This is a genomic window from Streptomyces sp. NPDC104106 (assembly GCF_055584345.1).
In genome coordinates, this window is the sequence record NZ_JBVJMF010000002.1 from 1 (window position 1) to 26,775 (window position 26,775).

Annotated in this window: 15 protein-coding genes, 1 tRNA gene and 1 rRNA gene; 13 read left to right on the forward strand and 4 right to left on the reverse strand. The window is 71.3% G+C overall.

The genetic code is table 11. From position 1 onward, the window contains the following. The first annotated feature begins 143 nt into the window (after positions 1-143). From rrf to ACZ60X_RS04040, 3 genes are all read left to right on the forward strand, one after another. Positions 144-260, forward strand: a 5S ribosomal RNA gene (gene rrf / locus ACZ60X_RS04030). Between the two features lie 116 nt (positions 261-376). Further along, positions 377-1,039, forward strand: a complete 663-nt coding sequence (locus ACZ60X_RS04035) for a DegT/DnrJ/EryC1/StrS family aminotransferase (protein WP_469594359.1) — start codon at positions 377-379, stop codon at positions 1,037-1,039. 84 nt (positions 1,040-1,123) lie between these two features. Next, positions 1,124-1,199: transfer RNA gene (locus ACZ60X_RS04040), tRNA-Thr, on the forward strand. Between the two features lie 43 nt (positions 1,200-1,242). Here ACZ60X_RS04040 and ACZ60X_RS04045 read toward each other — a convergent pair. Next, positions 1,243-4,002, reverse strand: a complete 2,760-nt coding sequence (locus tag ACZ60X_RS04045; protein WP_469593037.1) for a SpoIIE family protein phosphatase — start codon at positions 4,000-4,002, stop codon at positions 1,243-1,245. Positions 4,003-4,411: 409 nt separating this feature from the next. Here ACZ60X_RS04045 and ACZ60X_RS04050 point away from each other — a divergent pair, with 409 nt between their 5' ends. The 10 genes from ACZ60X_RS04050 (at position 4,412) to ACZ60X_RS04095 (ending at position 19,468) form a co-directional block, all read left to right on the forward strand. Then, the gene (locus ACZ60X_RS04050; protein WP_469593039.1) at positions 4,412-9,868 is read left to right on the forward strand and encodes a HAMP domain-containing protein; all 5,457 of its coding nucleotides are present in this window, start codon (positions 4,412-4,414) and stop codon (positions 9,866-9,868) included. Between the two features lie 309 nt (positions 9,869-10,177). Beyond that, entirely contained in the window at positions 10,178-10,858 is a 681-nt protein-coding gene (locus ACZ60X_RS04055; protein WP_053666336.1) for a response regulator, read from the forward strand. Positions 10,859-10,982: 124 nt separating this feature from the next. Next, positions 10,983-13,757, forward strand: coding sequence for a DNA translocase FtsK (locus ACZ60X_RS04060; protein ID WP_469593042.1), 2,775 nt, complete (start codon positions 10,983-10,985; stop codon positions 13,755-13,757). A 278-nt stretch (positions 13,758-14,035) separates the two neighbouring features. Further along, on the forward strand, positions 14,036-14,878 hold the full coding sequence (locus ACZ60X_RS04065) for a helix-turn-helix domain-containing protein (RefSeq protein WP_469593045.1): 843 nt from the start codon (positions 14,036-14,038) through the stop codon (positions 14,876-14,878). Positions 14,879-15,006: 128 nt separating this feature from the next. Beyond that, on the forward strand, positions 15,007-16,479 hold the full coding sequence (gene rimO / locus ACZ60X_RS04070) for a 30S ribosomal protein S12 methylthiotransferase RimO (protein ID WP_469593047.1): 1,473 nt from the start codon (positions 15,007-15,009) through the stop codon (positions 16,477-16,479). Then, positions 16,476-17,234: a CDP-diacylglycerol--glycerol-3-phosphate 3-phosphatidyltransferase gene (gene pgsA, locus ACZ60X_RS04075; protein ID WP_469593049.1), complete on the forward strand. Its 759-nt coding sequence runs from the start codon at positions 16,476-16,478 to the stop codon at positions 17,232-17,234. The genes rimO and pgsA overlap by 4 nt, the downstream gene beginning before the upstream one ends. Continuing rightward, a complete protein-coding gene (locus ACZ60X_RS04080) occupies positions 17,231-17,776 on the forward strand; it encodes a CinA family protein (RefSeq protein WP_469593052.1) in 546 nt (181 codons plus the stop codon). Before pgsA ends, ACZ60X_RS04080 begins: the two co-directional genes overlap by 4 nt. Before the next feature lie 109 nt (positions 17,777-17,885). Then, entirely contained in the window at positions 17,886-18,260 is a 375-nt protein-coding gene (locus ACZ60X_RS04085; RefSeq protein WP_469593054.1) for a helix-turn-helix domain-containing protein, read from the forward strand. A 198-nt stretch (positions 18,261-18,458) separates the two neighbouring features. Beyond that, a complete protein-coding gene (locus ACZ60X_RS04090) occupies positions 18,459-18,929 on the forward strand; it encodes a Dps family protein (RefSeq protein ID WP_469594361.1) in 471 nt (156 codons plus the stop codon). A gap of 152 nt (positions 18,930-19,081) precedes the next feature. Continuing rightward, positions 19,082-19,468: a hypothetical protein gene (locus tag ACZ60X_RS04095; protein ID WP_469593056.1), complete on the forward strand. Its 387-nt coding sequence runs from the start codon at positions 19,082-19,084 to the stop codon at positions 19,466-19,468. Here the strand turns inward: ACZ60X_RS04095 and ACZ60X_RS04100 are convergent. From ACZ60X_RS04100 to ACZ60X_RS04110, 3 genes are all read right to left on the reverse strand, one after another. Further along, positions 19,416-20,180: an SDR family NAD(P)-dependent oxidoreductase gene (locus ACZ60X_RS04100; protein WP_469593059.1), complete on the reverse strand. Its 765-nt coding sequence runs from the start codon at positions 20,178-20,180 to the stop codon at positions 19,416-19,418. The two genes, ACZ60X_RS04095 and ACZ60X_RS04100, sit on opposite strands and share 53 nt — an antisense overlap. Positions 20,181-20,292: 112 nt before the next feature. Next, the gene (locus tag ACZ60X_RS04105; protein ID WP_469593061.1) at positions 20,293-21,138 is read right to left on the reverse strand and encodes an Fpg/Nei family DNA glycosylase; all 846 of its coding nucleotides are present in this window, start codon (positions 21,136-21,138) and stop codon (positions 20,293-20,295) included. 180 nt (positions 21,139-21,318) lie between these two features. Continuing rightward, the gene (locus tag ACZ60X_RS04110) at positions 21,319-26,343 is read right to left on the reverse strand and encodes an ATP-dependent helicase (protein ID WP_469593063.1); all 5,025 of its coding nucleotides are present in this window, start codon (positions 26,341-26,343) and stop codon (positions 21,319-21,321) included. Positions 26,344-26,775: the final 432 nt, after the last annotated feature.

The following is a 26,775-nucleotide window of genomic DNA, read 5'->3' on the forward strand; positions in this document are numbered from 1 at the left end:
GTTGATAGGCCGGATCTGGAAGCACGGTAACGTGTGGAGGTGACCGGTACTAATAGGCCGAGGGCTTGTCCTCAGTTGCTCGCGTCCACTGTGTTGGTTCTGAAACCACGAACAGCCGATGGTTGTTGTTTGTTTCATAGTGTTTCGGTGGTCATAGCGTGAGGGAAACGCCCGGTTACATTCCGAACCCGGAAGCTAAGCCTCACAGCGCCGATGGTACTGCAGGGGGGACCCTGTGGGAGAGTAGGACACCGCCGAACAATTCTTCCAAAAAGGTCGGATCCTGAACTTCGGTTCGGGGTCCGACCTTTTTACGTTCCGCTTAACGCGTCGTTCACCCTGCGCGCCGAGCATCCAGCACATGGGAACTGCCGCAATGCTCAGGGCCGCCGGGGTCGGAGTCGGTGACGAGGTCGTCGTACCGGCCTTCGGGAACGTCGAGGTCGCCGAGGCCGTGACCCTGGCCGGCGCGCTTCCGGTGTTCGCCGACATAGACCCGGTGACGTACTGCCTCGATCCCGGTGCCGTCGAGGCGGCCCTAACTCCTCGTACAGCGGCGGTCGTTGCCGTACACCGCTTCGGACGGCGGGCGGACATCGGGCGGTTGCACGCGCTCGGGCAGCGGCAGGGGGTGCTGGTGCTGGAGCAGGGGGAGTCCGAGGTGCCGCACGACGAGACAGCGCAGCGCCGGCAGCGGGCCGCGTACCTCGACGCCAAGCTCAAGGGCGTACGCACGCCGGACGGTGGGGACGGGCACACCTACCAGCAGTACGTGGTGAGGGTGCCGGGGAACGGCCGGCCGGACCGGGACGCCTTCGCACGGGCCCTGCGGGTCAGGGGCGTTGAGTGCCGGGTGCCCGTGAAGACGCCGGTGCACCGGCTGCCGGAATTCCGGCGGTGCGTCTCGCTGCCCGAGACCGAGCTGGCCGCCGACGAGACACTCGCCCTCCCCGTGGACGCCTCGCTCACCAAGCGCGAGATGCAGCGCGTCGTCTCCGCGTGCAACGCGCTCGGCGGACTCCTCCAGCCCGCCTTCTGACCGGCTCCCGAACGAATTTGGGAACTCGGGCCGGTTCGGGGTAGAGTTCCTTTGTCGCCGCGAGGGAAACCTCGAAAACGACAGGCCCCTATAGCTCAGTCGGCAGAGCGTCTCCATGGTAAGGAGAAGGTCAACGGTTCGATTCCGTTTGGGGGCTCCAGTGAAAAAGGCCCCACCCTTTCGGGTGGGGCCTTTTCGTGCTTTCACGCGTCCTGCTGGATTCCCGGGACCCGCATAGCCAGGATCGCCATGTCGTCCGACGGGGCGTCGGACGCGAAGCGTTCCACCGCGCGCATGATGCGCGCCGCGACCGCGCCCGCCGTCAGTCCCGTGCAGGTGGTGAGGACGTCGGCGAGGCCGTCGTCGCCCAGCATGCGCGTGCCCTCGCGGCGTTCGGTGACGCCGTCCGTGACGCAGAGCAGCACGTCACCCGGGTCGAGGGTGACCGTCTCCTCGTACAGCTCCAGGTCTTCGATGACGCCCAGCAGCGGCTGGGGTTCGGCCGCCGGCGTCACCGTGCCGTCCTGGCGCAGGCGCAGCGGCAGCGGGTGGCCGGCGCAGACGACCTTCAGCTCGGCGCTCCCGTCCTCCTGGAGGCGCAGCTCGCCGTAGAGGAGGGTCAGGAAGCGGCTGCGGTCGCCCTCGTCCAGGATGGCCGAGTTGAGGCGCTCCAGGACCGCCGGTCCGGACAGTCCCTCGCGGGCGAGCAGCCGCAGGGCGTGCCGGGCGAGACCGGTGACGGCCGCCGCGTTGGGGCCCGTACCGCAGACGTCGCCGATGGCGAAGCCGTAGGCGCCGTTGCCGATGGGGAAGAGGTCGTAGAAGTCACCGCCGACCTCGTTGCCCTCGCCGGCCGCGCGGTAGATGACCTCCACCTCGACGCCGTCGATGTGCGGGGTGCCCGGCGGGAGCAGGCTGCGCTGGAGGGCCTGGCTGATGGCCGTGCGCTCCGAGTACAGGCGGGCGTTGTCCAGGGCGAGGGCGGCCCGGCGCGACAGGTCCTCGGCCAGTTCCAGGATCTCCTGGCGGAAATGCTCGTCGGTGGGCTTGCCGAGCACGAGCATGCCGATGACGCGGTTGCGGGCGACGAGCGGCAGGACGACCGTCTCACCGCCGACCGCGGAGGCGGTGGCGAGGGTGGGGCCGATGCTGGAGGAGACCCGGTGCGTGGGGCCGCCGGACAGGCCGAGGCTGCGCATCGAGGTGCGCAGGGCCGCTTGGTGGGCCACTTCGGCGGGAACGGCCCACACGCGGGCGCCGGGGGTGGGCACCGGGTCGGGCGGGGCGATCTTCGAGAGCAGCGACTTGATGCCGTCGATGAGTTCCTCGTCCTCGTGCAGCACGTACGACAGGTACGGGTCCGAGGCCTGGTCCGCGATCGTGTAGACGGCGCACCAGGTGGCCAGGGTCGGGACCGTCATCTGGGCCATCAGCGCCAGCGTCTGGTCGCGGTCGAGCGTTCCGGCCAGCAGGTCCGAGGCCTCGACCAGGAAGCTGAGGGAGCCGCGGCGCAGGCGTTCCAGCTCGCCGAGGCGGGCCGATTCGACGGCCAGGGCGATGCGGTCGGCAGCGAACTGCAGGCGCAGGGCCTCTTCGTTGGAGTACCTGCCGGGGGCTTCGGCGGCGACGCCGAGGGAGCCGGTCAGGCGGCCCTCGACTTTCAGCGGGACCGTGACGACCGAGCGCATGCCGGTGCCGGACAGCAGGGGTACGGCACCGGGTACGGCCGTCAGGTCGTCGTGGACTGCGGGCATGCGAGCGGAGCCGTACCGTCCGGGGCCGGCCTCGACGGGCACGCGCGCGAAGCGCTGGCGGGCGGAGGGCAGGCCGGTGGAGGCGCGGACCTCCAGCTCGGTCTCGTCGTCCGTGGCGAGCAGCAGGAAGGCGGAGTCGCCGTCGAGCATGTCGCGGGCGCGTTCCACCGTGCGCTGGAGCAGTCCGTCGAGGTCGTCGGGGGCGGGGGAGCCGATGAACACCTCGAAGGGGTCGGTGTTCTTGCCGTCGGCGTTCTGGTTCTGGTCGCCGGCGGGGACGCGCGTCGGCGTCTGCAGCACGGCCCGCTCGTGATCCCGTACCAGGAGGCAGACCGTGGAGGGCTCGCCGCCGGTGTCGCGGACCCTGAGGTGGGAGGCGTAGACCGGAGCCACGCGGCCGTCGGCGCCGCGGATGCCGTAGCTGCCCTCCCAGCGGGAGAGCTGGAGGGCCTCGGCGACGCCGGTGCTGGTGCCGGGAGTGTGCGGCCAGGCCGCCAGCTCGGTGAGGGGTCTGCCGACGACCTCGGACGAGGGGTAGCCGAAGAGTTCCTCGGCATCCTCGTTCCAGGCGGTGATGGCACCCTTGCGGTCGACCTGCAGGACGGCGACCCGGACGCGGCCGTCGGCCAGCGGGAGCAACTCGGCCGGCAGGGACGGGCCGGCGGTGCGGGTGCCGACCGGGCGCTGGGGGAGGTTGAGCTGGAACCAGACGTTCTTGTGGGTGGGGGTGTAGTCCACGCCCCAGCGGGCGGCGAGGGCCGCGCAGAGCTGCAGGCCGCGGCCGCCCTCACGGTCGGGGCTGCCCATGGTGGCGGCGGCGCTCTGGAGGGGGACCTCGCGCTCGGGGTAGCGGTCGGAGACCTCGATGCGCACGCCCTCGTCGGTGCGCAGGCACAGCACGTCCGCGTGCGTGCCCGCGTGGACGACCGCGTTGGTCACGAGTTCGCTGGTGAGGACGACGGCGTCGTCGACGATGTCGGCGAAGCCCCAGCCCTGGAGGGTGTCGCGGACGAAGGACCGGGCTGTCGCGACCGATCGTCCGACGGGCTCGAAGGTGGCGGCCGCGCGCGCGGTGATCACAGAACTCCTCGGCCGGTTGTCGACGTGCAGTGCAGCCTCCTCGGCCGGCTCGCGCCGCTGCTGCGGCATCAGCCCGCCCGTGGGCTGCGGCTCCGGGGGCTGTCCCCCGGGGATCACTCCGGTGGTCATGGTCTGCGGCCGCCCCTCCGATGCCCGCTCGTTCTCGTGCCACCGCCCAAGCCGGTCGGACCGGTGCGGCTGGACAGCCGCATGCAAGGTTACTTACCTTCGCGGTCCGAGCGGATGCCGGTCGCCGGTGTTACCCCCCACGGTGTGCGGGCGATGTGCGAAGCTGCCGAACTGTTATGGCCTGGTTCGGCCTGAGTGAAACACTGGGCAAGCTTCTGATGAAGGTCGGGTCGGGCTGCGTGCGTTCCGTGTACGGCGGGCAGCAGCCTCTGGTGTGGCCGGATCTCGTCTGGCAGAAATACGCAGGAGTAACGGGAGCGCGGAAGTATCCGGTATGTCGATGACCGGCATGCCGGAGCGGAAGCGGCAGAGCACAGCAGTAGCGGTCTACCCCTCCGGGAGGGACACAGTGGAGTCTGGCGCGGCGACGCGTGGCACGAAGGCGCGCGCGAAAGGCGGACCGTCCCTGGGCAGGAGCGGCGGCACCACCGCCGTGGACACGGCTGCCCTGAACCGGCTGCTGGCTGCTCTCGTCTCGATGCGTGACGGGAACTTCCGCAAGCGGCTCACCGTCTCCGGGGACGGCGTGATGTCGGAGATCGCGGCCGTCTTCAACGAGGTGGCCGACCGGAACATGCATCTGACCGGGGAGCTGTCCCGGGTACGGCGCATGGTGGGGCGTGAGGGAAAGCTCACGGAGCGGCTGGAGACGGGGGCCTGCGAAGGCTCCTGGGCGACGGCCATCGACGCCTCCAACGCGCTGGTCGACGATCTGGTGTGGCCGGTCTCGGAGGTCAGCCGGGTGCTCACGGCGGTCGCCGAGGGTGATCTGTCGCCGCGGATGGAACTGCGCACGCAGGCGCCGGACGACGGCGTCGGGCATCCGCTGCGGGGTGAGTTCCTGAAGGTCGGCCGTACGGTCAACAATCTCGTGGACCAGCTGTCGACGTTCACCGACGAGGTCACGCGCGTGGCCATCGAGGTGGGCACCGAGGGCAAGCTGGGCGGGCAGGCGCGGGTGCGCGGGATGTCGGGGTCGTGGAAGGACCTCACCGAGTCCGTCAACACCATGGCGAACCGGCTGACCGCGCAGGTGCGCGACATCGCGCTGGTGACGACGGCGGTCGCGCGCGGTGACCTGTCACGCAAGGTCACCGTCCATGTCGCGGGCGAGATGCTGGAGCTGAAGAACACCGTCAACACGATGGTGGAGCAGCTGTCGTCCTTCTCGGTCGAGGTGACCCGGGTGGCCCGCGAGGTGGGCACGGAGGGCATCCTGGGCGGCCAGGCGCAGGTGCCCGGGGTGGCCGGCGTGTGGAAGGAGCTGACCGACTCCGTCAACACGATGGCGGGCAACCTGACCGCGCAGGTGCGCGGGATCTCGCAGGTCACGACCGCTGTCGCCAACGGCGACCTGTCCCAGAAGGTGACGGTTCCGGCGCGCGGCGAGGTGGCGCAGCTCGCCGAGACGATCAACCAGATGACCGAGACGCTGCGGATCTTCGCGGACGAGGTCACGCGCGTGGCGAACGAGGTCGGCGCGGAGGGCCGGCTCGGCGGTCAGGCGAACGTGCCGGGTGCGGCCGGCACCTGGAAGGACCTGACGGATTCGGTCAACACGGTCTTCAGGAACCTGACGACGCAGGTACGGGACATCGCCGCCGTGACGACCGCTGTGGCCAGCGGTGACCTGTCGCAGAAGGTCACGGTGGACGTGGCCGGCGAGATGCTGGAGCTGAAGAACACCGTCAACGGGATGGTGGACCAGCTGTCGGCGTTCGGTGCCGAGGTGACGCGGGTCGCGCGGGAGATCGGCGTCGAGGGCGAGCTGGGCGGTCAGGCGCAGGTGCCCGGTGCCGCCGGCGCGTGGAAGGACTTGACGGACTCCGTCAACACCGCATTCCGCAACCTCACCGGGCAGGTGCGCAACATCGCCCAGGTGACCACGGCGGTGGCCAACGGTGACCTCTCGCAGAAGGTCACCGTCGACGTCTCCGGCGAGATGCTCCAGCTGAAGAACACCGTGAACACGATGGTCGACCAGCTGTCGAGCTTCGCCGACCAGGTCACGCGCATGGCCCGGGACGTGGGCACGGAGGGCCGCCTCGGCGGGCAGGCCCGGGTGGACGGCGTGTCGGGCACATGGAAGGAGCTGACGGACTCCGTCAACTTCATGGCCGGCAACCTGACCTCCCAGGTGCGGCAGATCGCCCAGGTCACGACGGCCGTGGCGCGCGGCGACCTGTCGCAGAAGATCGACGTCGACGCGCGCGGCGAGATCCTCGAACTGAAGAACACGATCAACACGATGGTTGATCAACTGTCCGCCTTCGCCGACCAGGTGACACGGGTGGCGCGGGACGTGGGTACGGAGGGCCGGCTGGGCGGTCAGGCGCAGGTGCCCGGGGTGGCCGGTGTGTGGCGTGACCTCACGGACTCCGTGAACGGCATGGCCGGCAACCTCACCGCCCAGGTGCGCAACATCGCGCAGGTCGCCACCGCCGTGGCCCGCGGTGACCTCTCCCAGAAGATCACCGTGGACGCGCGCGGGGAGATCCTGGAGCTGAAGAACACCCTGAACACGATGGTGGACCAGCTGTCGTCGTTCGCCCAGGAGGTCACCCGGGTGGCCCGTGAGGTGGGCACGGAGGGCATCCTCGGCGGTCAGGCCGAGGTCCAGGGCGTCTCCGGCACCTGGAAGGACCTCACGCAGTCCGTGAACTTCATGGCGAACAACCTGACGATCCAGGTGCGCAACATCGCCGAGGTCACGACGGCGGTGGCCAAGGGCGACCTGTCCAAGAAGATCACTGTTGACGCCAAGGGTGAGATCCTTGAGCTGGTCACGACGGTCAACACCATGGTTGATCAACTGTCGAGCTTCGCCGAGCAGGTGACCCGCGTGGCCCGTGAGGTGGGCACGGAGGGCATTCTGGGCGGCCAGGCGCACGTGCAGGGTGTCACCGGTATCTGGAAGGACCTCAGCAACAACGTCAACCTGATGGCCAACAACCTGACCATGCAGGTGCGCAACATCTCCCAGGTGGCCTCGGCCGTCGCCAACGGCGACCTGACGCGACAGGTGACGATCGAGGCGCGCGGTGAGGTCGCGCAGCTCGCCGACACCATCAACACGATGGTGAAGACGCTGAGCTCTTTCGCCGACCAGGTCACCAAGGTGGCCCGTGAGGTGGGCACCGACGGCATCCTGGGCGGCCAGGCGCGCGTCCCCGGTGTGGCCGGCACCTGGAAGGACCTCACCGAGTCCGTGAACCAGATGGCGTCCAACCTGACCGGTCAGGTGCGCAACATCGCCATGGTCACGACGGCCATCGCCAAGGGCGACTTGACCAAGAAGATCGACATTGACGCCCGCGGTGAGATCCTTGAGCTGAAGACGACGATCAACACGATGGTTGACCAGCTGTCCAGCTTCGCCGAGGAGGTCACGCGCGTGGCCCGTGAGGTGGGCACCGAGGGGCAGCTCGGCGGCCAGGCACGCGTGCGTGACGTCGACGGCACCTGGCGGGACCTGACCGAGTCGGTGAACGAGATGGCCGGGAACCTGACCCGGCAGGTGCGGGCCATCGCGCGCGTGGCGACCGCGGTGACCCGCGGTGACCTGAACCTGAAGATCGACGTGGACGCCTCCGGCGAGATCCAGGAGCTGCAGGACTACATCAACAAGATGATCGCCAACCTGCGTGACACGACGATCGCCAACAAGGAGCAGGACTGGCTCAAGGGCAACCTGGCCCGGATCTCGGCCCTCATGCAGGGCCGCCGCGACCTGGAGGACGTCGCCTCGCTGATCATGAGCGAGCTGACGCCGGTGGTCTCCGCGCAGCACGGCGCGTTCTTCCTGGCGATGCCGCTGGTGGAGGGCAAGGGCGTGGGCAACGGCGAGGACAACTACGAGCTGCGGATGCTGGGTTCCTACGGCTACTCGATGGGCTCCATGCCGACGTCGTTCCGGCCCGGTGAGGCGCTGGTGGGCACGGCCGCCCAGGAGAAGCGCACGATCCTGGTCTCGGACGCGCCGAGCGGCTATCTGAAGATCTCCTCCGGGCTCGGGGAGGCCCCGCCCGCGCAGGTGATCGTGCTGCCGGTGCTGTTCGAGGGCAAGGTGCTCGGCGTGATCGAGCTGGCCTCCTTCACGCCGTTCACGCAGATCCAGAAGGACTTCCTCAACCAGATCGCCGAGATGATCGCGACCAGCGTCAACACCATCTCGGTCAACACCAAGACCGAGCAGCTGCTGAAGCAGTCGCAGGAGCTGACCGAGCAACTGCGGGAGCGCTCGGCCGAGTTGGAGAGCCGGCAGAAGGCGCTGCAGGCCTCCAACTCCGAGCTGGAGGAGAAGGCCGAGCTGCTGGCCCGGCAGAACCGCGACATCGAGGTGAAGAACACCGAGATCGAGGAGGCCCGGCAGGTCCTGGAGGAGCGCGCCGAGCAGCTGGCGGTGTCGATGCGCTACAAGAGCGAGTTCCTCGCCAACATGTCGCACGAGCTGCGCACCCCGCTCAACTCGCTGCTGATCCTGGCCAAGCTGCTCGCCGACAACGCCGAGGGCAACCTCTCGCCGAAGCAGGTGGAGTTCGCCGAGACGATCCACGGCGCCGGGTCCGACCTGCTCCAGCTGATCAACGACATCCTGGACCTGTCGAAGGTCGAGGCGGGCAAGATGGACGTCTCGCCGACGCGCATCGCGCTCGTCCAGCTCGTGGACTACGTGGAGGCCACCTTCCGGCCGCTGACCGCGGAGAAGGGGCTGGACCTGTCCGTACGGGTCTCGCCGGAGCTGCCCGCGACCCTGCACACCGACGAGCAGCGGCTGCTCCAGGTGCTGCGCAACCTGCTCTCGAACGCGGTGAAGTTCACCGATTCCGGCTCCGTGGAGCTGGTGATCCGGCCGGCCGGCGCAGACGTGCCGGTGGGCATCCGGGAGCAGCTGCTGGAGGCCGGTTCGCTGACCACCCCGGAGGCGCCGCTGATCGCGTTCTCGGTGACGGACACGGGCATCGGGATCGCGGCCAGCAAGATGCGGGTGATCTTCGAGGCGTTCAAGCAGGCGGACGGCACGACCAGCCGCAAGTACGGCGGCACCGGCCTCGGCCTGTCGATCTCCCGGGAGATCGCGCAGCTGCTCGGCGGTGAGATCCACGCGCAGAGCGAGCCGGGCCGCGGTTCGACGTTCACGCTCTACCTGCCGCTGCACCCGAGCGAGCTGCCGCCGCAGGGCTACCAGCAGTCCGTGCCGCCGCTGGAGGCGGGCGAGCTGCTCGCCTCCGAGGCGCGGCAGTCCTCGGAGCTGTCCGCCGCGGAGATCGAGACGCCGGCCGAGGTGAAGTCGTACCGGGAGACGCAGAACGGTCCCGCGGCGCTCTTCCGGCGCCGGCGCCGCGCTCTGCCGCAGGGCGAGCCCCGGCCGGAGCACTGGTCGGCCGTGGAGCAGGAGGGCGGCGCGCAGCACGCGCGCGCGGTGCGGTTCGGCGGCGAGAAGGTGCTGATCGTCGACGACGACATCCGCAACGTCTTCGCGCTGACCAGCGTGCTGGAGCAGCACGGGCTGTCGGTGCTGTACGCCGAGAACGGCCGTGAGGGCATCGAGGTGCTGGAGCAGCACGACGACGCGGCGGTCGTGCTGATGGACATCATGATGCCGGAGATGGACGGGTACGCGACGACCACGGCGATCCGCAGGATGCCGCAGTTCGCGGGCCTGCCGATCATCGCCCTGACGGCCAAGGCGATGAAGGGCGACCGGGAGAAGGCGATCGAGTCGGGCGCCTCGGACTACGTGACCAAGCCGGTCGACCCGGACCATCTGCTGGCCGTGATGCAGCAGTGGATGGGCGTCAAGTGACGCCTGGGTGACGCGGGAGGGTGCCCGGGATGTGAACACCCGGGGAACCTCCCGCGGGCGCCGGGAGTTGCCCCTGTGAGGTGGCTGCGAAAGTAGGGCGCGAGGGAGCCGTGCGCGTATGGGAATGCCGGATTCCGGGAACCTTTCCGGCCGCTGCGGCGTTTTCGCTACGTGCACAGTGACATCGCGGTGACAGGGTGTGGCGACGGGCGGGGTGCGGCTACGATGACCGGCACAAGGACGGGCGGCGAAAGGGAGTCGTCCCCTGGGGCGGCGCCCGGTGTACCGCCGGGGCGAGGAGGGCGGGCCATGGTGCAGAAGGCCAAGATCCTCCTGGTCGATGACCGGCCGGAGAATCTGCTGGCGCTGGAGGCGATCCTCTCGGCGCTCGATCAGACGCTGGTGCGGGCATCGTCCGGGGAGGAAGCGCTCAAGGCACTGCTCACGGACGATTTCGCGGTCATTCTGCTGGACGTCCAGATGCCGGGCATGGACGGTTTCGAGACGGCCGCACACATCAAGCGGCGGGAGCGGACCCGGGACATCCCGATCATCTTCCTCACGGCGATCAACCACGGCCCGCACCACACCTTCCGGGGCTACGCGGCCGGTGCGGTGGACTACATCTCCAAGCCGTTCGACCCGTGGGTGCTGCGCGCGAAGGTCTCGGTCTTCGTCGAGCTGTACATGAAGAACTGCCAGCTGCGCGAGCAGGCGGCACTGCTGCGGCTCCAGTTGGAGGGCGGCGGCAAGGGCGCGGTCGGCGGCAAGGAGTCGGCCGGGCTGCTCGCCGAACTGTCCGCGCGGCTCGCGGCCGTCGAGGAGCAGGCCGAGGCGCTGTCCAAGCAGCTGGACGACGACTCGGCGGACGCGGCCGCGGTGGCCACGGCGGCCCATCTGGAGCGCAAGCTCACCGGGTTGCGCCGCGCGCTGGACGCCCTGGAGCCGGGCGCCGGAGCGGGCGGTTCCTCGGTGCCCGCGCAGAACTGACGTACTCCCGGACAGCGGTTGCCCATGAGCGCGCGTCAGTTTCGTGTCGCCGCAAGGGCGACACGAACGGGTGAAGCTGCGGGCACACGTGTCGGCTGTCGTCTCCCCCGGTAACCTCACACCCATGGCCTCACGTCCCTCCGCAGCCAAGAAGCAGCCCGCCAAGAAGGCGGCGGCTCCCGCGAAGGCTCCGGCGAGGAAGGCCGCAGCGAAGAAGGCCCCGGCCAAGAAGGCGCCCGCCAGGAAGAAGGCACCGGCGAAGAAGGCCGCGCCGCCGAAGCCGGCACCGAGCCCCACCGGGGGCGTGTACCGGCTGGTGCGCGCCCTCTGGCTCGGTGCCGCGCACGCTGTCGGCGCCGTCTTCCGGGGCATAGGGCAGGGCGCGAAGAACCTCGACCCGGCCCACCGCAAGGACGGCATCGCCCTGCTGCTGTTCGGCATCGCGCTGATCGTCGCGGCCGGCACCTGGGCCGATCTGAAGGGCCCCGTCGGCGATCTCGTGGAGATCCTCGTCACCGGCGCCTTCGGCCGGCTCGACCTGCTGGTGCCGATACTGCTCGCGGTGATCGCCGTACGGTTCATCCGGCACCCGGAGCAGCCCGAGGCCAACGGGCGGATCGTGATCGGTCTGTCCGCGCTCGTCATCGGCGTGCTCGGCCAGGTGCACATCGCCTGCGGCTCGCCCGCGCGCAGCGACGGCATGCAGGCGATAAGGGACGCCGGTGGCCTCATCGGCTGGGCGGCGGCGACCCCGCTGACGTACACCATGACCGACGTCCTCGCCGTACCCCTGCTGGTGCTGCTGACGATCTTCGGTCTGCTGGTCGTGACCGCCACCCCCGTCAACGCCATCCCGCAGCGACTGAGGGCGCTCGGCGTGCGCCTGGGCGTGCTGCACGACGACGAGGTCTACGAGGAGTACGGCGAGGACGACGCGCGCTACGACGAGCAGTGGCGCGAGGCGCTGCCCGCGCGCCCCCATAGGCGTTCGAGCGCCCCCCAGGCGTACGACCCCGACAGCGCCGAGGAAGAGGCGCTCTCGCAGCGTCGCGGGCGCCCCAGGCGCTCCGCGGTGCCCCAGCCGGATCCGCAACGCCAGATGGACGCCGTGGACGTCGCGGCAGCGGCCGCCGCCGCGCTCGACGGCGCGGTGCTGCACGGCATGCCGCCCTCCCCGCTGGTCGCCGACCTCACCCAGGGCGTCAGCATCGGGGGGCGCGAGGAAACCACCCCGGTGCCTGCGCCGGAGGCCGCACCGGAGCCCATCCCGGAGCCTGCGCCGGCTCCCGCCCCCTCGCCGGTGCCGGCCGCGCGCCCCAAGCAGGAGAAGCCCACGACCGGGAAGGTCCCCGACCTGACCAAGAGGGCCCCTGAGGAGCCCCGCGACCTGCCCGCGCGCGCGGAGCAGCTCCAGCTCTCCGGCGACATCACGTACGCGCTGCCCTCCCTGGACCTGCTCACCCGCGGCGGTCCCGGCAAGGCGCGCAGCGAGGCCAACGACGCGGTCGTCGCCTCGCTCACGCAGGTCTTCACCGAGTTCAAGGTCGACGCGGCCGTCACCGGCTTCACCCGGGGCCCGACGGTCACCCGCTACGAGGTGGAGCTGGGCCCCGCAGTGAAGGTCGAGCGGATCACCGCCCTGACCAAGAACATCGCGTACGCGGTGGCCAGCCCGGACGTGCGGATCATCAGCCCCATCCCCGGCAAGTCGGCGGTCGGCATCGAGATCCCGAACACCGACCGGGAGATGGTCAACCTCGGCGACGTGCTGCGGCTCGCGGAGTCCGCCGAGGACGACGACCCGATGCTGGTCGCCTTCGGCAAGGACGTCGAGGGCGGGTACGTCATGCACTCGCTGGCGAAGATGCCGCACATGCTGGTCGCCGGCGCCACCGGCTCCGGCAAGTCGTCCTGCATCAACTGCCTGATCACCTCGATCATGATGCGGGCGACCCCGGAGGACGTCCGGATGATCCTGGTCGACCCCAAGCGCGTCGAGCTGACCGCGTACGAGGGCATCCCGCACCTGATCACGCCGATCATCACCAACCCCAAGCGCGCCGCCGAGGCGCTCCAGTGGGTCGTGCGCGAGATGGACCTGCGCTACGACGACCTCGCGGCCTACGGCTACCGGCACATCGACGACTTCAACAAGGCCGTCCGCGAGGGCAAGGCCAAGCCCCCGGAGGGCAGCGAGCGCGAGCTGCAGCCGTATCCGTACCTGCTGGTGATCGTGGACGAGCTGGCCGACCTGATGATGGTCGCGCCGCGCGACGTCGAGGACGCGATCGTGCGCATCACCCAGCTCGCGCGTGCGGCCGGCATCCACCTGGTGCTCGCCACCCAGCGCCCGTCGGTCGACGTGGTCACCGGTCTGATCAAGGCCAACGTGCCCTCCCGGCTGGCCTTCGCCACCTCCTCGCTGGCCGACTCCCGGGTCATCCTGGACCAGCCCGGCGCCGAGAAGCTGATCGGCAAGGGCGACGGCCTGTTCCTGCCGATGGGGGCGAACAAGCCGACCCGTATGCAGGGCGCTTTCGTGACCGAGGCCGAGGTCGCGGTCGTCGTGCAGCACTGCAAGGACCAGATGGCGCCGGTCTTCCGGGACGACGTCACCGTGGGCACCAAGCAGAAGAAGGAGATCGACGAGGACATCGGAGACGACCTCGACCTGCTGTGCCAGGCGGCCGAGCTGGTCGTCTCCACCCAGTTCGGGTCGACCTCCATGCTCCAGCGCAAGCTGCGCGTCGGCTTCGCCAAGGCCGGGCGGCTCATGGACCTCATGGAGTCCCGCAACATCGTGGGACCGAGTGAGGGCTCCAAGGCACGTGACGTTCTCGTGAAGCCTGACGAACTGGACGGAGTGCTGGCGGTGATTCGGGGGGAGTCTGACGGGTAGCGCGAAGGGCCGTCAGATCGACGCGGGTGGGCCCGGGTGGCGGAGCGCCGTGATCCACCCGTTAGAGATCGGCGGGCAACCGTTTCCCTTCGCCGTACGTCCAGTTGAGCGAAAGGACAGTTTGGCGTCCCACCATGGGGTACCTGCCTGTCGAATCATAGGAATGTCCGGCCATTCCTATGGTGTACAAAGTTCCACCGCCCGGTTGCCTCACCCTTTCGCACCCCCCCTAGACTGAGCTTCCAGCACAGGTGGCTACACGCTCGAAAGGCGCCCCCGTGTCCATCGGCAACTCCCCTGAAGACGAGCGTCCGTTCCCAGACGAGTCCCAGGAGGCCCGCGTCTCCGTGGGCCGCGCTCTCCAGCAGGCGCGGATCGCGGCCGGGCTCACCGTGGACGACGTCAGCAGTGCCACTCGTGTCCGTATCGCCATAGTGCACGCCATCGAGGCGGACGACTTCGCCCCTTGCGGCGGTGACGTGTACGCGCGCGGGCACATCCGTACGCTGGCCAAGGCGGTCCACCTGGATCCCGCGCCCCTGATCGCCCAGTACGACGCCGAGCACGGCGGCCGTCCCGCACCCACCCCGGCGGCACCCCTGTTCGAGGCGGAGCGGATCCGCCCCGAGCGGCGCGGGCCGAACTGGACCGCGGCCATGGTCGCCGCGATCGTCGTCGTGATCGGTTTCGTCGGCTTCACCGCTCTCAAGGGCGGCGACGGCGCAAACGGCTCCAGGACGCAGGTCGCCGAGGGCGCCACGTCCTCCACCCCGAAGTCCGCCTCACCCACCCCGAAGAAGGACAAGCCCGTCGCGCCGAGCCCCGAACCTTCCGACAGCGCCATCGCGGCGGCGCCCCAGGACAAGGTGACCGTGCAGGTCAGCGCCCCCAAGGGGCGTAGCTGGATCTCGGCCAAGGACCACAACGGCCGGATGCTGTTCGACGGGCTGCTGGCCAAGGGCCAGTCCAAGACCTTCCAGGACAGTTCCAAGATCAACCTGATTCTCGGCGACGCCGGTGCGATCGAGCTGTACGTCAACGGCAAGAAGATCGACGACAACTTCCAGCCGGGGACCGTGGAGCGCCTCACCTACACGAAGGGCGACCCGGTGGCGGGCTGACGCACCCTTCGGGGCCAGCCCCACGGCGGGTGGGACGGCCCTTCGGCAGAGCGGATGTGACGGGGTCGGCCAAGATCGGCCAACCCCGTCGACGTGGGCTGTCGGTGAGACAAAGTAGTCTTGAGCCCATGCCTGAACGCCGTACCGTCGCACTCGTCACTCTCGGCTGCGCTCGTAACGAGGTGGACTCCGAGGAGCTCGCAGGCCGTTTGGAGGCGGACGGCTGGCAGCTCGTCGAGGACGCCGCGGACGCCGACGTCGCCGTGGTCAACACCTGTGGCTTCGTCGAAGCCGCGAAGAAGGACTCCGTCGACGCCCTGCTGGAGGCCAACGACCTCAAGGACCGCGGAAGAACCCAGGCCGTCGTGGCGGTGGGCTGCATGGCCGAGCGGTACGGCAAGGAGCTGGCCGAGGCGCTGCCCGAGGCCGACGGCGTGCTCGGCTTCGACGACTACGCGGACATCTCCGACCGCCTGCAGACCATCCTGTCCGGCGGCATCCACGCCTCCCACACCCCGCGCGACCGCCGCAAGCTGCTGCCGATCACCCCGGCCGAGCGCCAGGAGTCGGCCGCGTCCGTCGCGCTGCCCGGTCACGGCCCCGCCGACCTCCCGGAGGGCGTCGCGCCCGCCTCCGGCCCGCGCGCTCCCCTGCGCCGCCGTCTCGACGGCTCCCCGGTCGCCTCGGTCAAGCTCGCCTCCGGCTGCGACCGGCGCTGCTCCTTCTGCGCCATCCCATCCTTCCGCGGCTCCTTCATCTCGCGCCGCCCGAGCGACGTGCTGAACGAGACGCGCTGGCTGGCCGAACAGGGCGTGAAGGAGATCATGCTGGTCTCCGAGAACAACACCTCCTACGGCAAGGACCTGGGCGACATCCGCCTGCTGGAGTCCCTGCTGCCGGAGCTGGCCGAGGTCGACGGCATCGAGCGGGTGCGGGTGAGCTACCTCCAGCCGGCCGAGATGCGCCCGGGTCTCATCGACGTCCTGACCTCGACGCCCAAGGTCGCGCCGTACTTCGACCTGTCGTTCCAGCACTCCGCGCCCGACGTGCTGCGTGCCATGCGCCGCTTCGGCGACACCGACCGCTTCCTGGAGCTGCTCGACACGATCCGTACCAAGGCCCCCGAGGCCGGTGTGCGCTCCAACTTCATCGTCGGCTTCCCCGGCGAGAGCGAGGCAGACCTCGCCGAGCTGGAGCGCTTCCTGAACGGCGCCCGGCTGGACGCCATCGGTGTTTTCGGCTACTCCGACGAGGAGGGCACGGAGGCGGCGACGTACGACGACAAGCTGGACGAGGACGTCGTCGCCGAGCGCCTGGCCCGGGTGTCCCGGCTGGCGCAGGAGCTGGTCTCGCAGCGTGCCGAGGAGCGCGTCGGGCAGACGGTGCGTGTCCTGGTCGAGTCCGTCGACGAGGAGGAGGGCGTCTACGGCCGCGCCGCGCACCAGGCGCCCGAGACCGACGGCCAGGTGCTGCTCACGAGCGGCGAAGGCCTGAGCGTCGGACGTATGGTCGAGGCGAAGGTGGTCGGTACGGAAGGTGTCGACCTGGTGGCCGAGCCGCTGGCCGGCTCGCTCGGGTGTAGTGAGGAGGCGGGCAGATGACCGGAGTCCCGGCATCCGCCGCGGGCGGCTCCTCAGGTGCCCAGAGCGCCCGGGGTTCGGCCGCCGCTGCCGACGGCGCGCGGTCCGAGGTCTCCGGTTCTGCTCCAGGTCCCGACAGCGACGGCAAGCCCGCGCGCGGCGGGAAGATCGCGGCCGCGGCCGTCAACCAGGCGAGCGTGTGGAACGTCGCCAATCTGCTGACCATGCTCCGGCTGGTCCTGGTGCCCGGTTTCGTGGCACTGATGCTGGCGAACGGCGGCTACGACCCGGCCTGGCGCTCGCTGGCCTGGGCGGCCTTCGCCGTCGCCATGATCACCGACCTGTTCGACGGGCATCTGGCACGCACCTACAACCTGGTCACCGACTTCGGGAAGATCGCCGATCCCATCGCCGACAAGGCCATCATGGGAGCGGCGCTGATCTGCCTGTCGTCCCTCGGTGATCTGCCGTGGTGGGTCACCATCGTGATCCTCGGCCGGGAACTCGGCATCACCCTGCTGCGTTTTCTGGTCATTCGCTACGGCGTGATCCCCGCCAGCCGGGGCGGCAAGCTCAAGACGCTCACCCAGGGCGTCGCCGTCGGGATGTACGTCCTGGCACTGACGGGATGGCTGGCGACTCTGAGGTTCTGGGTGATGGCTGTGGCGGTCGTCCTCACCGTCGTCACCGGCCTCGACTACGTAAGACAAGCCATTGTGCTGCGCCGCCGGGGAATCGCCGAGCGCGCGGCTGCGTTGGAGGATGAGGAAGCGTGAGTTCCACAGCCACCGACCTGGTGCGGCTACTGACCGTGAGGGGCGAGACCCTTGCCGTCGCCGAGTCGCTCACCGGTGGACTGGTGGCGGCGGAGATCACTCAGGTCCCCGGAGCGTCCAAGGTGCTGCGGGGTTCGGTCACTGCCTACGCCACGGAGCTCAAGCACGAGCTGCTGGGCGTCGACGCCACCTTGCTGGCACAACAGGGAGCGGTGGACCCGCAGGTCGCGGCCCAGATGGCGGCCGGAGTACGGAAGGCTCTGGGCGCCGACTGGGGCCTCGCGACCACCGGGGTCGCCGGTCCCGACCCGCAGGGCGGCAAGCCCGTCGGCACGGTGTTCGTGGCCGTCGACGGGCCCCTCACGGACCGCCCCGGTTCTGCCGCTGGCGGAAAAGTGGAGGCTCTGCGGTTGAACGGCAGCCGTGCGGAAATTCGTATGGAGAGTGTACGGAGCGTACTCGCACTGCTTCTGAAGGAGCTTGCGGGCGAACAGACCGGGAATGAGCGGGCACAGGATACGGAACGGAACGGGGGGTTTTGATGTTTGCAGCCCTGAGTGAACACGACATCGCTCCCCGCACGGCCGCGGCGCGAGGCGGTACGGTGGGGCGAGAAGGATGCGGCTACGCGGTCCGAGGAGGGAGCCACCGATGATTCTGCTCCGTCGCCTGCTGGGTGACGTGCTGCGTCGGCAGCGCCAACGCCAGGGCCGTACTCTGCGCGAAGTCTCCTCGTCCGCCCGAGTCTCACTCGGCTATCTCTCCGAGGTGGAGCGGGGGCAGAAGGAGGCTTCCTCCGAGCTGCTCGCCGCCATCTGCGACGCGCTGGACGTACGGATGTCGGAACTCATGCGAGAGGTGAGCGACGAGCTGGCGCTCGCCGAGCTGGCCCAGTCCGCCGCGGCCACCGAGACCGTCCCCACGCCGGTCCGTCCGATGCTGGGTTCCGTGTCGGTGACCGGTGTGCCACCGGAACGGGTGACCATCAAGGCGCCCGCCGAGGCGGTGGACGTGGTCGCCGCGTGAGCTTCGCGCGCGCGGCCTGGTGATCCGGTACGCGGATCCGCAAGCGAGTGAGGCCCCGGCCCGCTGCCCCAGGGAGACCTGGGGAGCCGACCGGGGTTTCTGCCGTTCCGGGACCGGTTGGGCGTGCGTTTGCCGGGTCTGGGCGGTGCCGTCATGGTGGAGAGACGTGACGACGCCGAAGCACCGGAGGTAGAGCGGATGTACGTCGTGAAGAGCCCGCTGGCCGACGCGGACCTGAAGACCGTGTCCGAGGCGCTCCAGGGCGCCCTCGTCGACCTGGTGGACCTGTCCCTGGTCGCCAAGCAGATCCACTGGAACGTCGTCGGGCCCCGCTTCCGGTCCATCCACCTCCAACTGGACGAGGTCGTCGCCTCCGCGCGCACCCACTCCGACACGGTGGCCGAGCGGGCCTCGGCCCTCGGTGTGCCGCCTGACGGCCGTGCCGCAACGGTGTCCTCCGGCAGCGGTATCGGCAGCACCCCGGCGGGCTGGATCAAGGACGGCGACGCGGTCGGGACGATGGTGGAGGCGCTCGGCGCGGTGATCACCCGGATGCGGGAGCGGGTCGAGGCCACGGGGCAACCGGATCCGGTCTCCCAGGACATCTTCATCGGGATCACCGCGGATCTGGAGAAGCACCACTGGATGTTCCAGGCGGAGAACGCGTAAGCGCGAGTTCCGCGCCCTCTGCTGTGGGGCTGTCCTGCGCCGCGAGGGCCGCCTGGGGCGACGCTCAGGTGCGTGTGCACCGGTAAGCCCGCAGTGCGCCTCCCGCGCCGGTCGGGCGGCGGTCTAGCGTCCCGCAGGAGGTGGTGGCGGCCATGGTGGCGCGGATAGTGCGCTGGGCACTCGGACTGGGGCTCACGAGCGTGTGGTGGTGGGCCGGGCTGCGGCTGGCGCTGGGGCAGGGCTCGGGGGTGCTGGAAGGGGCCGTCGTGGCCGGCGGCTGGGGGCTGAGCGTACTGCCCGTGCACTGTGTGCCCAAGGGGCGGGCGGCCGGGGCGCTGCCGACGGGACGCTGGGTGTCGGCCTGGCGCACCGGGGACACCGGGGGTGGCGGGGGTGCCGGAGGCGGCGCGGACGCCGGGGCCGACGGGGACGCCGGAGGCATCGAGAACGCCGCGGGCATCGAGGAGGCGAGGGGGGCCGGAAACATCACCACGGCATCGCCACCCCCCCGTTCGGACGGAGTATCTGGCCCGTCGTGAACGCCGAGGCGTCCGACGCCAGGTACAGCACCGTGTGCGCGACGTCGTCCGGCTCGCCGACCCGGCCGAGGGGGGCGATCCGGGCCATCGTGGCCTCGGTGTGCGCCTGCGCCGCGCGATCGTGGCGCTCGGTCATGGGGGTGCGGATCCAGCCCGGTGCGACCGCGTTGACCCGGATGCCATGCCGGCCCACCTCGGCGGCAAGGGTCCTGGTGAGCTGGACGACGGCCGCCTTCGCCACGCCGTAGCACAGGAGCCCAGGGCCGCCCGTGTCCACGGCACCGGATGCCATCGTGACGATGCTGCCCCGGGTCTCCCGGTCGAGCATCACACGAGCCGCCTCCTGGCAGGCGTACAGCACACCCTTGAAGTTGACGTCCAGCACCCGGTCGAGATCTTCGTCGCGGGTCTCCAGCACCGGGCTGCTGTGCATGATCCCGGCGATCGCCGCCATCACGTCCAGGCGTCCACAGGACCGGACGGCCTCGGCCAGCCGGCCCCGGTCGGTGACGTCCAGGACATGGGTACGGGCCGTGCCGCCGCGTTTCCCGATCAGTTCCGCCGTGCCGGCCAGCCCCTCCGCGTCCCGGTCGGCGCAGTGCACCGTCGCCCCTGCCTCGGCGAGCAGCACGGCGGAGGCCCGGCCGATTCCGCCGGCCGCTCCGGTGACGAACGCGGTGCGGCCGGTGAGGTCGTACGCCGTGAGAGCCATGAAGTGACCGTACGAGTGTTTCTGACGAACCGTCAATTGGCGGGCGGGCTGTGCGTGGGATCGGGGTCGGCCCAGGTTCCGGTCGGGTCGGGAGTGGCTCAGGGGCAGGGGTTCAGCGCGGGCGGCGGGGGTAGCGGTCCTTCCAGCGTTGTGGTGTGCCGGGTGCGGGGGCGGGACCCGTCTGGCAGGTCGGGCACCAGTAGGTGGGGCGGTCCTGGGAGCCGTCGCCCTGGTCGGCCGCGCGGACGGGAGTGTGGCAGCGCAGGCACGGGCGGGGCGCGCGGCCGTAGACGAACAGGTCGTACCGGTGCAGGCCCGTGGTCTGGCGGACCGGGCGGTCGCGGTTCGCCTCCAGGAGTTTCCTGGCGAGTGGCGGCAGCTGCTCCGCGCGGTCCGGGGACAGCGCGCCGACGGGCAGCCAGGGAGTGACGCCGAGCAGGAAGCACAGCTCGCTCTTGTAGATGTTGCCGATACCGGCCAGGTTGCGCTGGTCGAGCAGGGCCTCGCCGAGCGGGCGGGCCGGGTCGGCGAGGAGGTTGGCCAGGGCGCGGTCGGGGTCCCAGTCCGGGCCCAGCAGGTCCGGGCCGAGATGGCCGACGACCCGCTCCTCCTCCTGCGTGCGCAGCAGCTCCAGCACCTGGAGGCGGTAGCCCACCGCCGTGCGGTCGGCGGTGCCGAGGACCGCACGGATCTGGTACGCCGGACCACCCCGCCAGCGCTCCCCGCTGCCGTACACCTTCCACGCCCCCTCCATCCGCAGGTGCGTATGCAGCGTCAGGCCGCCCTCGAAGCGGGTGAGCAGGTGTTTGCCGCGCGGAACCGTGCTCAGCACCGCGCGGCCGGTGAGGTCGACCGTCGCGTACTTCGGCACCCGGAAGTCGCTGACGGTCAGCGCCTTGCCCGCGAGGGCCTCGTGCAGCCGCCGCGCGGCCTGCCAGACCGTGTCACCTTCGGGCATGCGTCCAGGGTGCCATGAGGGTGGGCGGCTGCGGGCTGCGGGCGGGACCAGCGACGACGGCCCCGCGGAGGGTCGGCGACACAGCATGGCGCCTGCTGGCCTGGCGCGAGCCTTGGTGGTGCCTGCCGTCGTGATGCGTGCCGTCGTGGCATCGCCCGTCACGGCTCTCGCGGCGGGGCGTCACGCTCTCAGGCGCAGGCCGCGCGGTGTCGCCACGAAGCCCGCTCCTTCCAGGAGGGCGCCTATCGGCGAGGTCAGGGCCTGGGCGCCGTTGATCCGCTCGACCGTGACCGTGCCGAGCGAGCCCGCGCGGGCCGCTCCGGCCAGGGCCTCGGCCGCCGTACGCAGCCGGGTGTCCTCCGACGCCTCGACGTCCGGGGCGGCGGGCCAGGCGAGGAGGGTCTTGCCGCCGCGTTCCATGTACAGCGTCAGCTCGCCTTCCACGAGGACGACCAGCGAGCCTGCCTTGCGGCCCGGCTTGTGCCCGGCGCCGGTGGGTGACTCCGGCCAGGCGAGGGCGGCGCCGTAGGCGTTGGCGGGGTCGGCCGCGGCGAGCACCACGGCTCGGGGGTCGGGGGACGGCGAGCCCGTACGACCGCTGCCGTAGCTGCCGTAGCTGCCGTAGCTGCCGTAGCTGCCGTAGCTGCCGTAGCTCCGGGGCGCCGGGGAGCCGTAGGCCGTGGTGCCGCCGCCCCGGGGGCCGCCGTAGCCGGGGGAGGCGAAGGGGTCGGCCAGGTCGCGGGGGGAGACGTACTCGCCGGGGCCGGGCGGGGGCTCCACCGGCGGCCAGGTGAAGTCGCCGTCGAGGCCGGGGTGGGCGAGGCCGCCGTCCGCGCCGTCGAAGACACCGGGGAGGGCGTGGCCATGGGGCCCGCCGTCGCTGCCGCCGGAGCCGTTCGAGAAGTCGGGGAAGCCGGTCTGGTGCGAGCTGTTCCCGTGGCCGGGGACGGGCAGGCCTTCGCCGCGGTCGCGGGCGTTGGCCACCGCGCGGAGGCGGTCCACCGCGCCGTCCATGGCGAACTGTGCCGCGCCCAGCCCCTCGACCACGTAGCCGCGCCGGGCCTGGCCGCTCTCCTCGAACGCCGACAGCACCCGGTACACCGCCGAGAAACCGCCTTCGACGCCCTCCGCGGCGACCGCCCCGCGCGTGACCACGCCATGCCGGTCGAGGAGGGTGCGGGCGAGTGCGTGGGCGCGCACGGTGGCGTCCGGTTCCGCCGCGGGCAGCAGCGACCACCGGCCCGCGACGGTCGGCGGACCCGAGCGGGAGGCGGGGCGGGCTGCGGCCGTCAGGGAGCCGTAACGCCCGCGCGGGACCGACCGTTTGGCGCGGTGCGCCGTCGAGCCGGCCGTACGGCCCGAGCCCAGCAGGGAGCGCATCGGGGCGAGGGTGTCGTTGGTGAGCCGCCCGGACCAGGCCAGGTCCCACAGTGCGTCGGCCAGGTGGGGATCGGTGACGTCGGGGTGGGTCGTGGCCCGCACCTGGTCGGCGATCTGGCGGAAGAACAGGCCGTAGCCGCCGTGGAGCGCGTCCAGGACGGACTGGTGGAGCGCGGTCAGCTCCAGCGGATGCGGCGGCGGCAGGAGCACGGGAGCCGCGTCCGCCAGATACAGGGAGACCCAGCCGTCCTTGCCGGGCAGGGCGCCCGCGCCGGCCCACACCACCTCGCCGGCCGCGGTCAGCTCGTCGAGCATCGCGGGCGTGTAGCTCGCCACGCGGGAGGGCAGGACCAGCTTCTCCAGCGCGGACGCGGGCACGGCGGCGCCCTGCAACTGCTCGACGGCACGCACCAGTCCGTCGATCCCACGCAGCCCGTGGCCCTTGCCGATGTGCTGCCACTGGGGCAGGAACTGCGCGAGCGCGGCGGGCGGGACGGGCTCCAGTTCATGGCGCAGGGCCGCCAGGGAGCGGCGGCGCAGACGACGCAGTACGGCCGCGTCGCACCACTCCTGGCCGATGCCGGCGGGGTGGAACTCGCCCTGGACGACCCGGCCTCCGGCCGAGAGCCGGTGCAGCGCACCCTCGGTCACGGCGATGCCGAGACCGAAACGGGCCGCCACCGTGGCCGAGGTGAACGGGCCGTGCGTACGGGCATAGCGCGCGAGGAGGTCGCCGAGCGGGTCCTTGACCGGCTCGGTGAAGGCCTCGGGCACGCCGACCGGCAGCGCCGTGCCGAGCGCGTCCCGCAGCCGGCCGGCGTCCTCGATCGCCGCCCAGTGGTCGGCGCCGGCGATCCGGACCCTGATGGCCCGGCGGGCCCCGGCCAGCTCCCGCGCCCAGTGCGGGTCCGCGCCCCGCGCGACCAGTTCGGCGTCGGTCAGCGGACCGAGCAGCCGCAGCACGTCGGCCACGCCCTCCACGTCCTTGACCCGGCGGTCCTCGGTGAGCCACTGCAGCTCGCGCTCCAGCTCGGTCAGCACCTCGGCGTCGAGCAGCTCGCGCAGCTCCGCCTGGCCGAGCAGCTCGGCGAGCAGACGGGAGTCCAGGGACAGCGCGGCGGCGCGGCGCTCGGCGAGCGGGGAGTCGCCCTCGTACAGGAACTGGGCGACGTAACCGAACAGGAGGGAACGGGCGAACGGGGACGGCTCCGGAGTGGTGACCTCGACCAGGCGGACCTTGCGGGACTCGAGGTCGCCCATCAGCTCGACGAGCCCGGGGACGTCGAAGACGTCCTGGAGGCATTCCCGGACCGCTTCCAGGACGATCGGGAACGATCCGAACTCGCTCGCCACCTGCAGCAGTTGCGCCGCGCGCTGGCGCTGCTGCCACAGGGGCGTGCGCTTGCCGGGGTTGCGGCGCGGCAGCAGCAGCGCGCGGGCGGCGCACTCGCGGAAACGGGAGGCGAACAGGGCGGAGCCCCCGACCTGGTCGGTGACGATCTGGTCGATCTCTCCCTTGTCGAAGGCGACGTCCGCCGCGCCGACCGGCGCCTGCTCACTGTCGTACTCCGTGCCGGCCTTCATCGGCTCCTGGTCGAGCAGGTCCAGGCCCATCAGGTCGGCGTCGGGCAGGCGCAGCACGATGCCGTCGTCGGCGTGCATGACCTGCGCGTCCATGCCGTACCGCTCGGACAGGCGGGCGCCGAGCGCGAGCGCCCAGGGGGCGTGGACCTGTGCGCCGAAGGGAGAGTGGACGACCACCCGCCAGTCGCCCAGCTCGTCGCGGAAGCGCTCCACGACGATCGTGCGGTCGTCCGGCACATGGCCGCAGGCCTCGCGCTGCTCGTCCAGATACGACACCACGTTGTCCGCCGCCCACGCGTCCAGGCCCGCCGTCAGCAGGCGCAGCCTGGCGTCCTCCTTGGGCAGGGAGCCGACCTCACGCAGGAACGCGCCCACCGCGCGGCCCAGTTCGAGCGGGCGGCCCAGCTGGTCGCCCTTCCAGAAGGGGAGGCGGCCGGGGACGCCGGGCGCGGGGGAGACCAGGACGCGGTCGCGCGTGATGTCCTCGATGCGCCAGGAGCTGGTGCCCAGGGTGAAGACATCGCCCACCCGCGACTCGTACACCATCTCCTCGTCCAGCTCGCCGACCCGGCCGCCGCCCTTCTTCGGGTCGGAACCGGCGAGGAAGACGCCGAACAAGCCCCGGTCGGGGATCGTGCCGCCGGAGGTCACGGCGAGGCGCTGGGCTCCCGGCCGGCCGGTGACCTCACCGGTCACGCGGTCCCACACCACGCGCGGGCGCAGCTCCGCGAACGCGTCCGACGGGTAGCGGCCGGCGAGCATGTCGAGGACCGCCGTGAACGCCGACTCCGGCAGCGAGGCGAAGGGCGCCGCGCGGCGGACCACGGCGAGCAGGTCGTCGAACTGCCAGGTGTCCAGGGCGGTCATGGCGACCAGCTGCTGGGCGAGTACGTCCAGCGGGTTCGCGGGCACCCTCAGGGACTCGATCGAGCCCGAGCGCATCCGCTCGGTGACGACGGCCGCCTGGACGAGGTCACCGCGGTACTTGGGGAAGACGACACCGGTGGAGACGGCGCCCACCTGGTGCCCCGCGCGGCCGACGCGCTGGAGGCCGGAGGCGACCGAGGGCGGGGACTCGACCTGGACGACGAGGTCGACGGCGCCCATGTCGATGCCCAGCTCCAGGCTGGACGTGGCGACCACCGCGGGCAGCCGACCCGCCTTCAGGTCCTCCTCGACCAGCGCGCGCTGCTCCTTGGAGACCGAGCCGTGGTGCGCGCGGGCGATGACCGGGGGGGCGCCCTGGGCCGCGCCCGAGCCGCCCATCAGCTGGGCGGGGGCGTGGTGCTCGGCCAGGGGCTCGCCGGTGGCACGCTCGTACGCGATCTCGTTGAGCCGGTTGCACAGGCGCTCCGCGAGGCGCCGGGAGTTGGCGAAGACGATCGTGGAGCGGTGGGCCTGGACCAGGTCGGCGATCCGCTCCTCGACATGCGGCCAGATCGACGGCTTCTCGGCGCCGTCCGCGGCGTCGGCCGCCGGAGAGCCGCCCAGCTCGCCCATGTCCTGCACCGGGACGACCACCGACAGGTCGAACTCCTTGCCGGACTCCGGCTGGACGATCTCCACCTTGCGGCGCGGCGAGAGATAGCGGGCCACCTCGTCCACCGGGCGCACGGTCGCCGACAGGCCGATCCGGCGGGCCGGCCGCGGCAGCAGCTCGTCCAGCCGCTCCAGGGACAGCGCCAGATGCGCGCCGCGCTTGGTGCCCGCGACCGCGTGCACCTCGTCCAGGATCACCGTCTCCACGCCCGTGAGCGCGTCGCGCGTGGCCGAGGTCAGCATCAGGAACAGCGACTCGGGCGTGGTGATCAGGATGTCCGGCGGGCGCGTGGACAGCGCGCGGCGCTCGGCGGCCGGGGTGTCGCCGGAGCGGATGCCGACCCTGACCTCGGGCTCGGGCAGGCCGAGGCGCACGGACTCCTGTCGGATACCGGTCAGCGGACTGCGCAGATTGCGCTCGACGTCGACCGCGAGGGCCTTCAGCGGGGACACGTACAACACCCGGCAGCGCTTCTTCGGGTCGGCCGGGGCCGGGGTCGAGGCCAGCTGGTCCAGGGCGGCGAGGAACGCGGCCAGCGTCTTGCCCGAGCCGGTCGGGGCCACCACCAGGACGTCCGAACCCGCCCCGATGGCCTGCCACGCGCCTGCCTGGGCCGCGGTGGGCGCGGAGAACGCCCCCGTGAACCAGCCGCGGGTCGCGGGGGAGAAGCCGTCGAGGGCTCGGTGTGCGGAGCTGACCATGCGTCCATCCTGCACCCGGCCACTGACAATCGCGCTGACCTGCGAAGACGCTGTCGGCTCCGGGGCAATGGCCGACGGCCGCGGGCCGCCTCGCGCTTCCTCGGCCCCGCCGCACCGGTCGGCCGGTCCACCGGGTGGCCCGCCGCCGAGGGGGCGACGCGCCGGCCCGCCGACGTCCTGCCACGGGCCGCTGCGGACAGGAGGGAAGAAGCACCGGCTTCCGCCGGGAGGCCGCTGCGGCTGGCGACCCGGCCCCTGACCGGCTGCCGCCGCGTGGCTGCGCGGCCGACCGTCCAGCCGCGGCTGGGTCCGGACGGCCGGAGCCGGCGTCGCGGCGGCGCCGGCCTCGCCATACGCGCGCGGGGACGGCGCCGGCCTCGCCATACGCGCGCGGGGACGGAGCCGGCTTCGCGGTACGCGCGCGGGGACGGG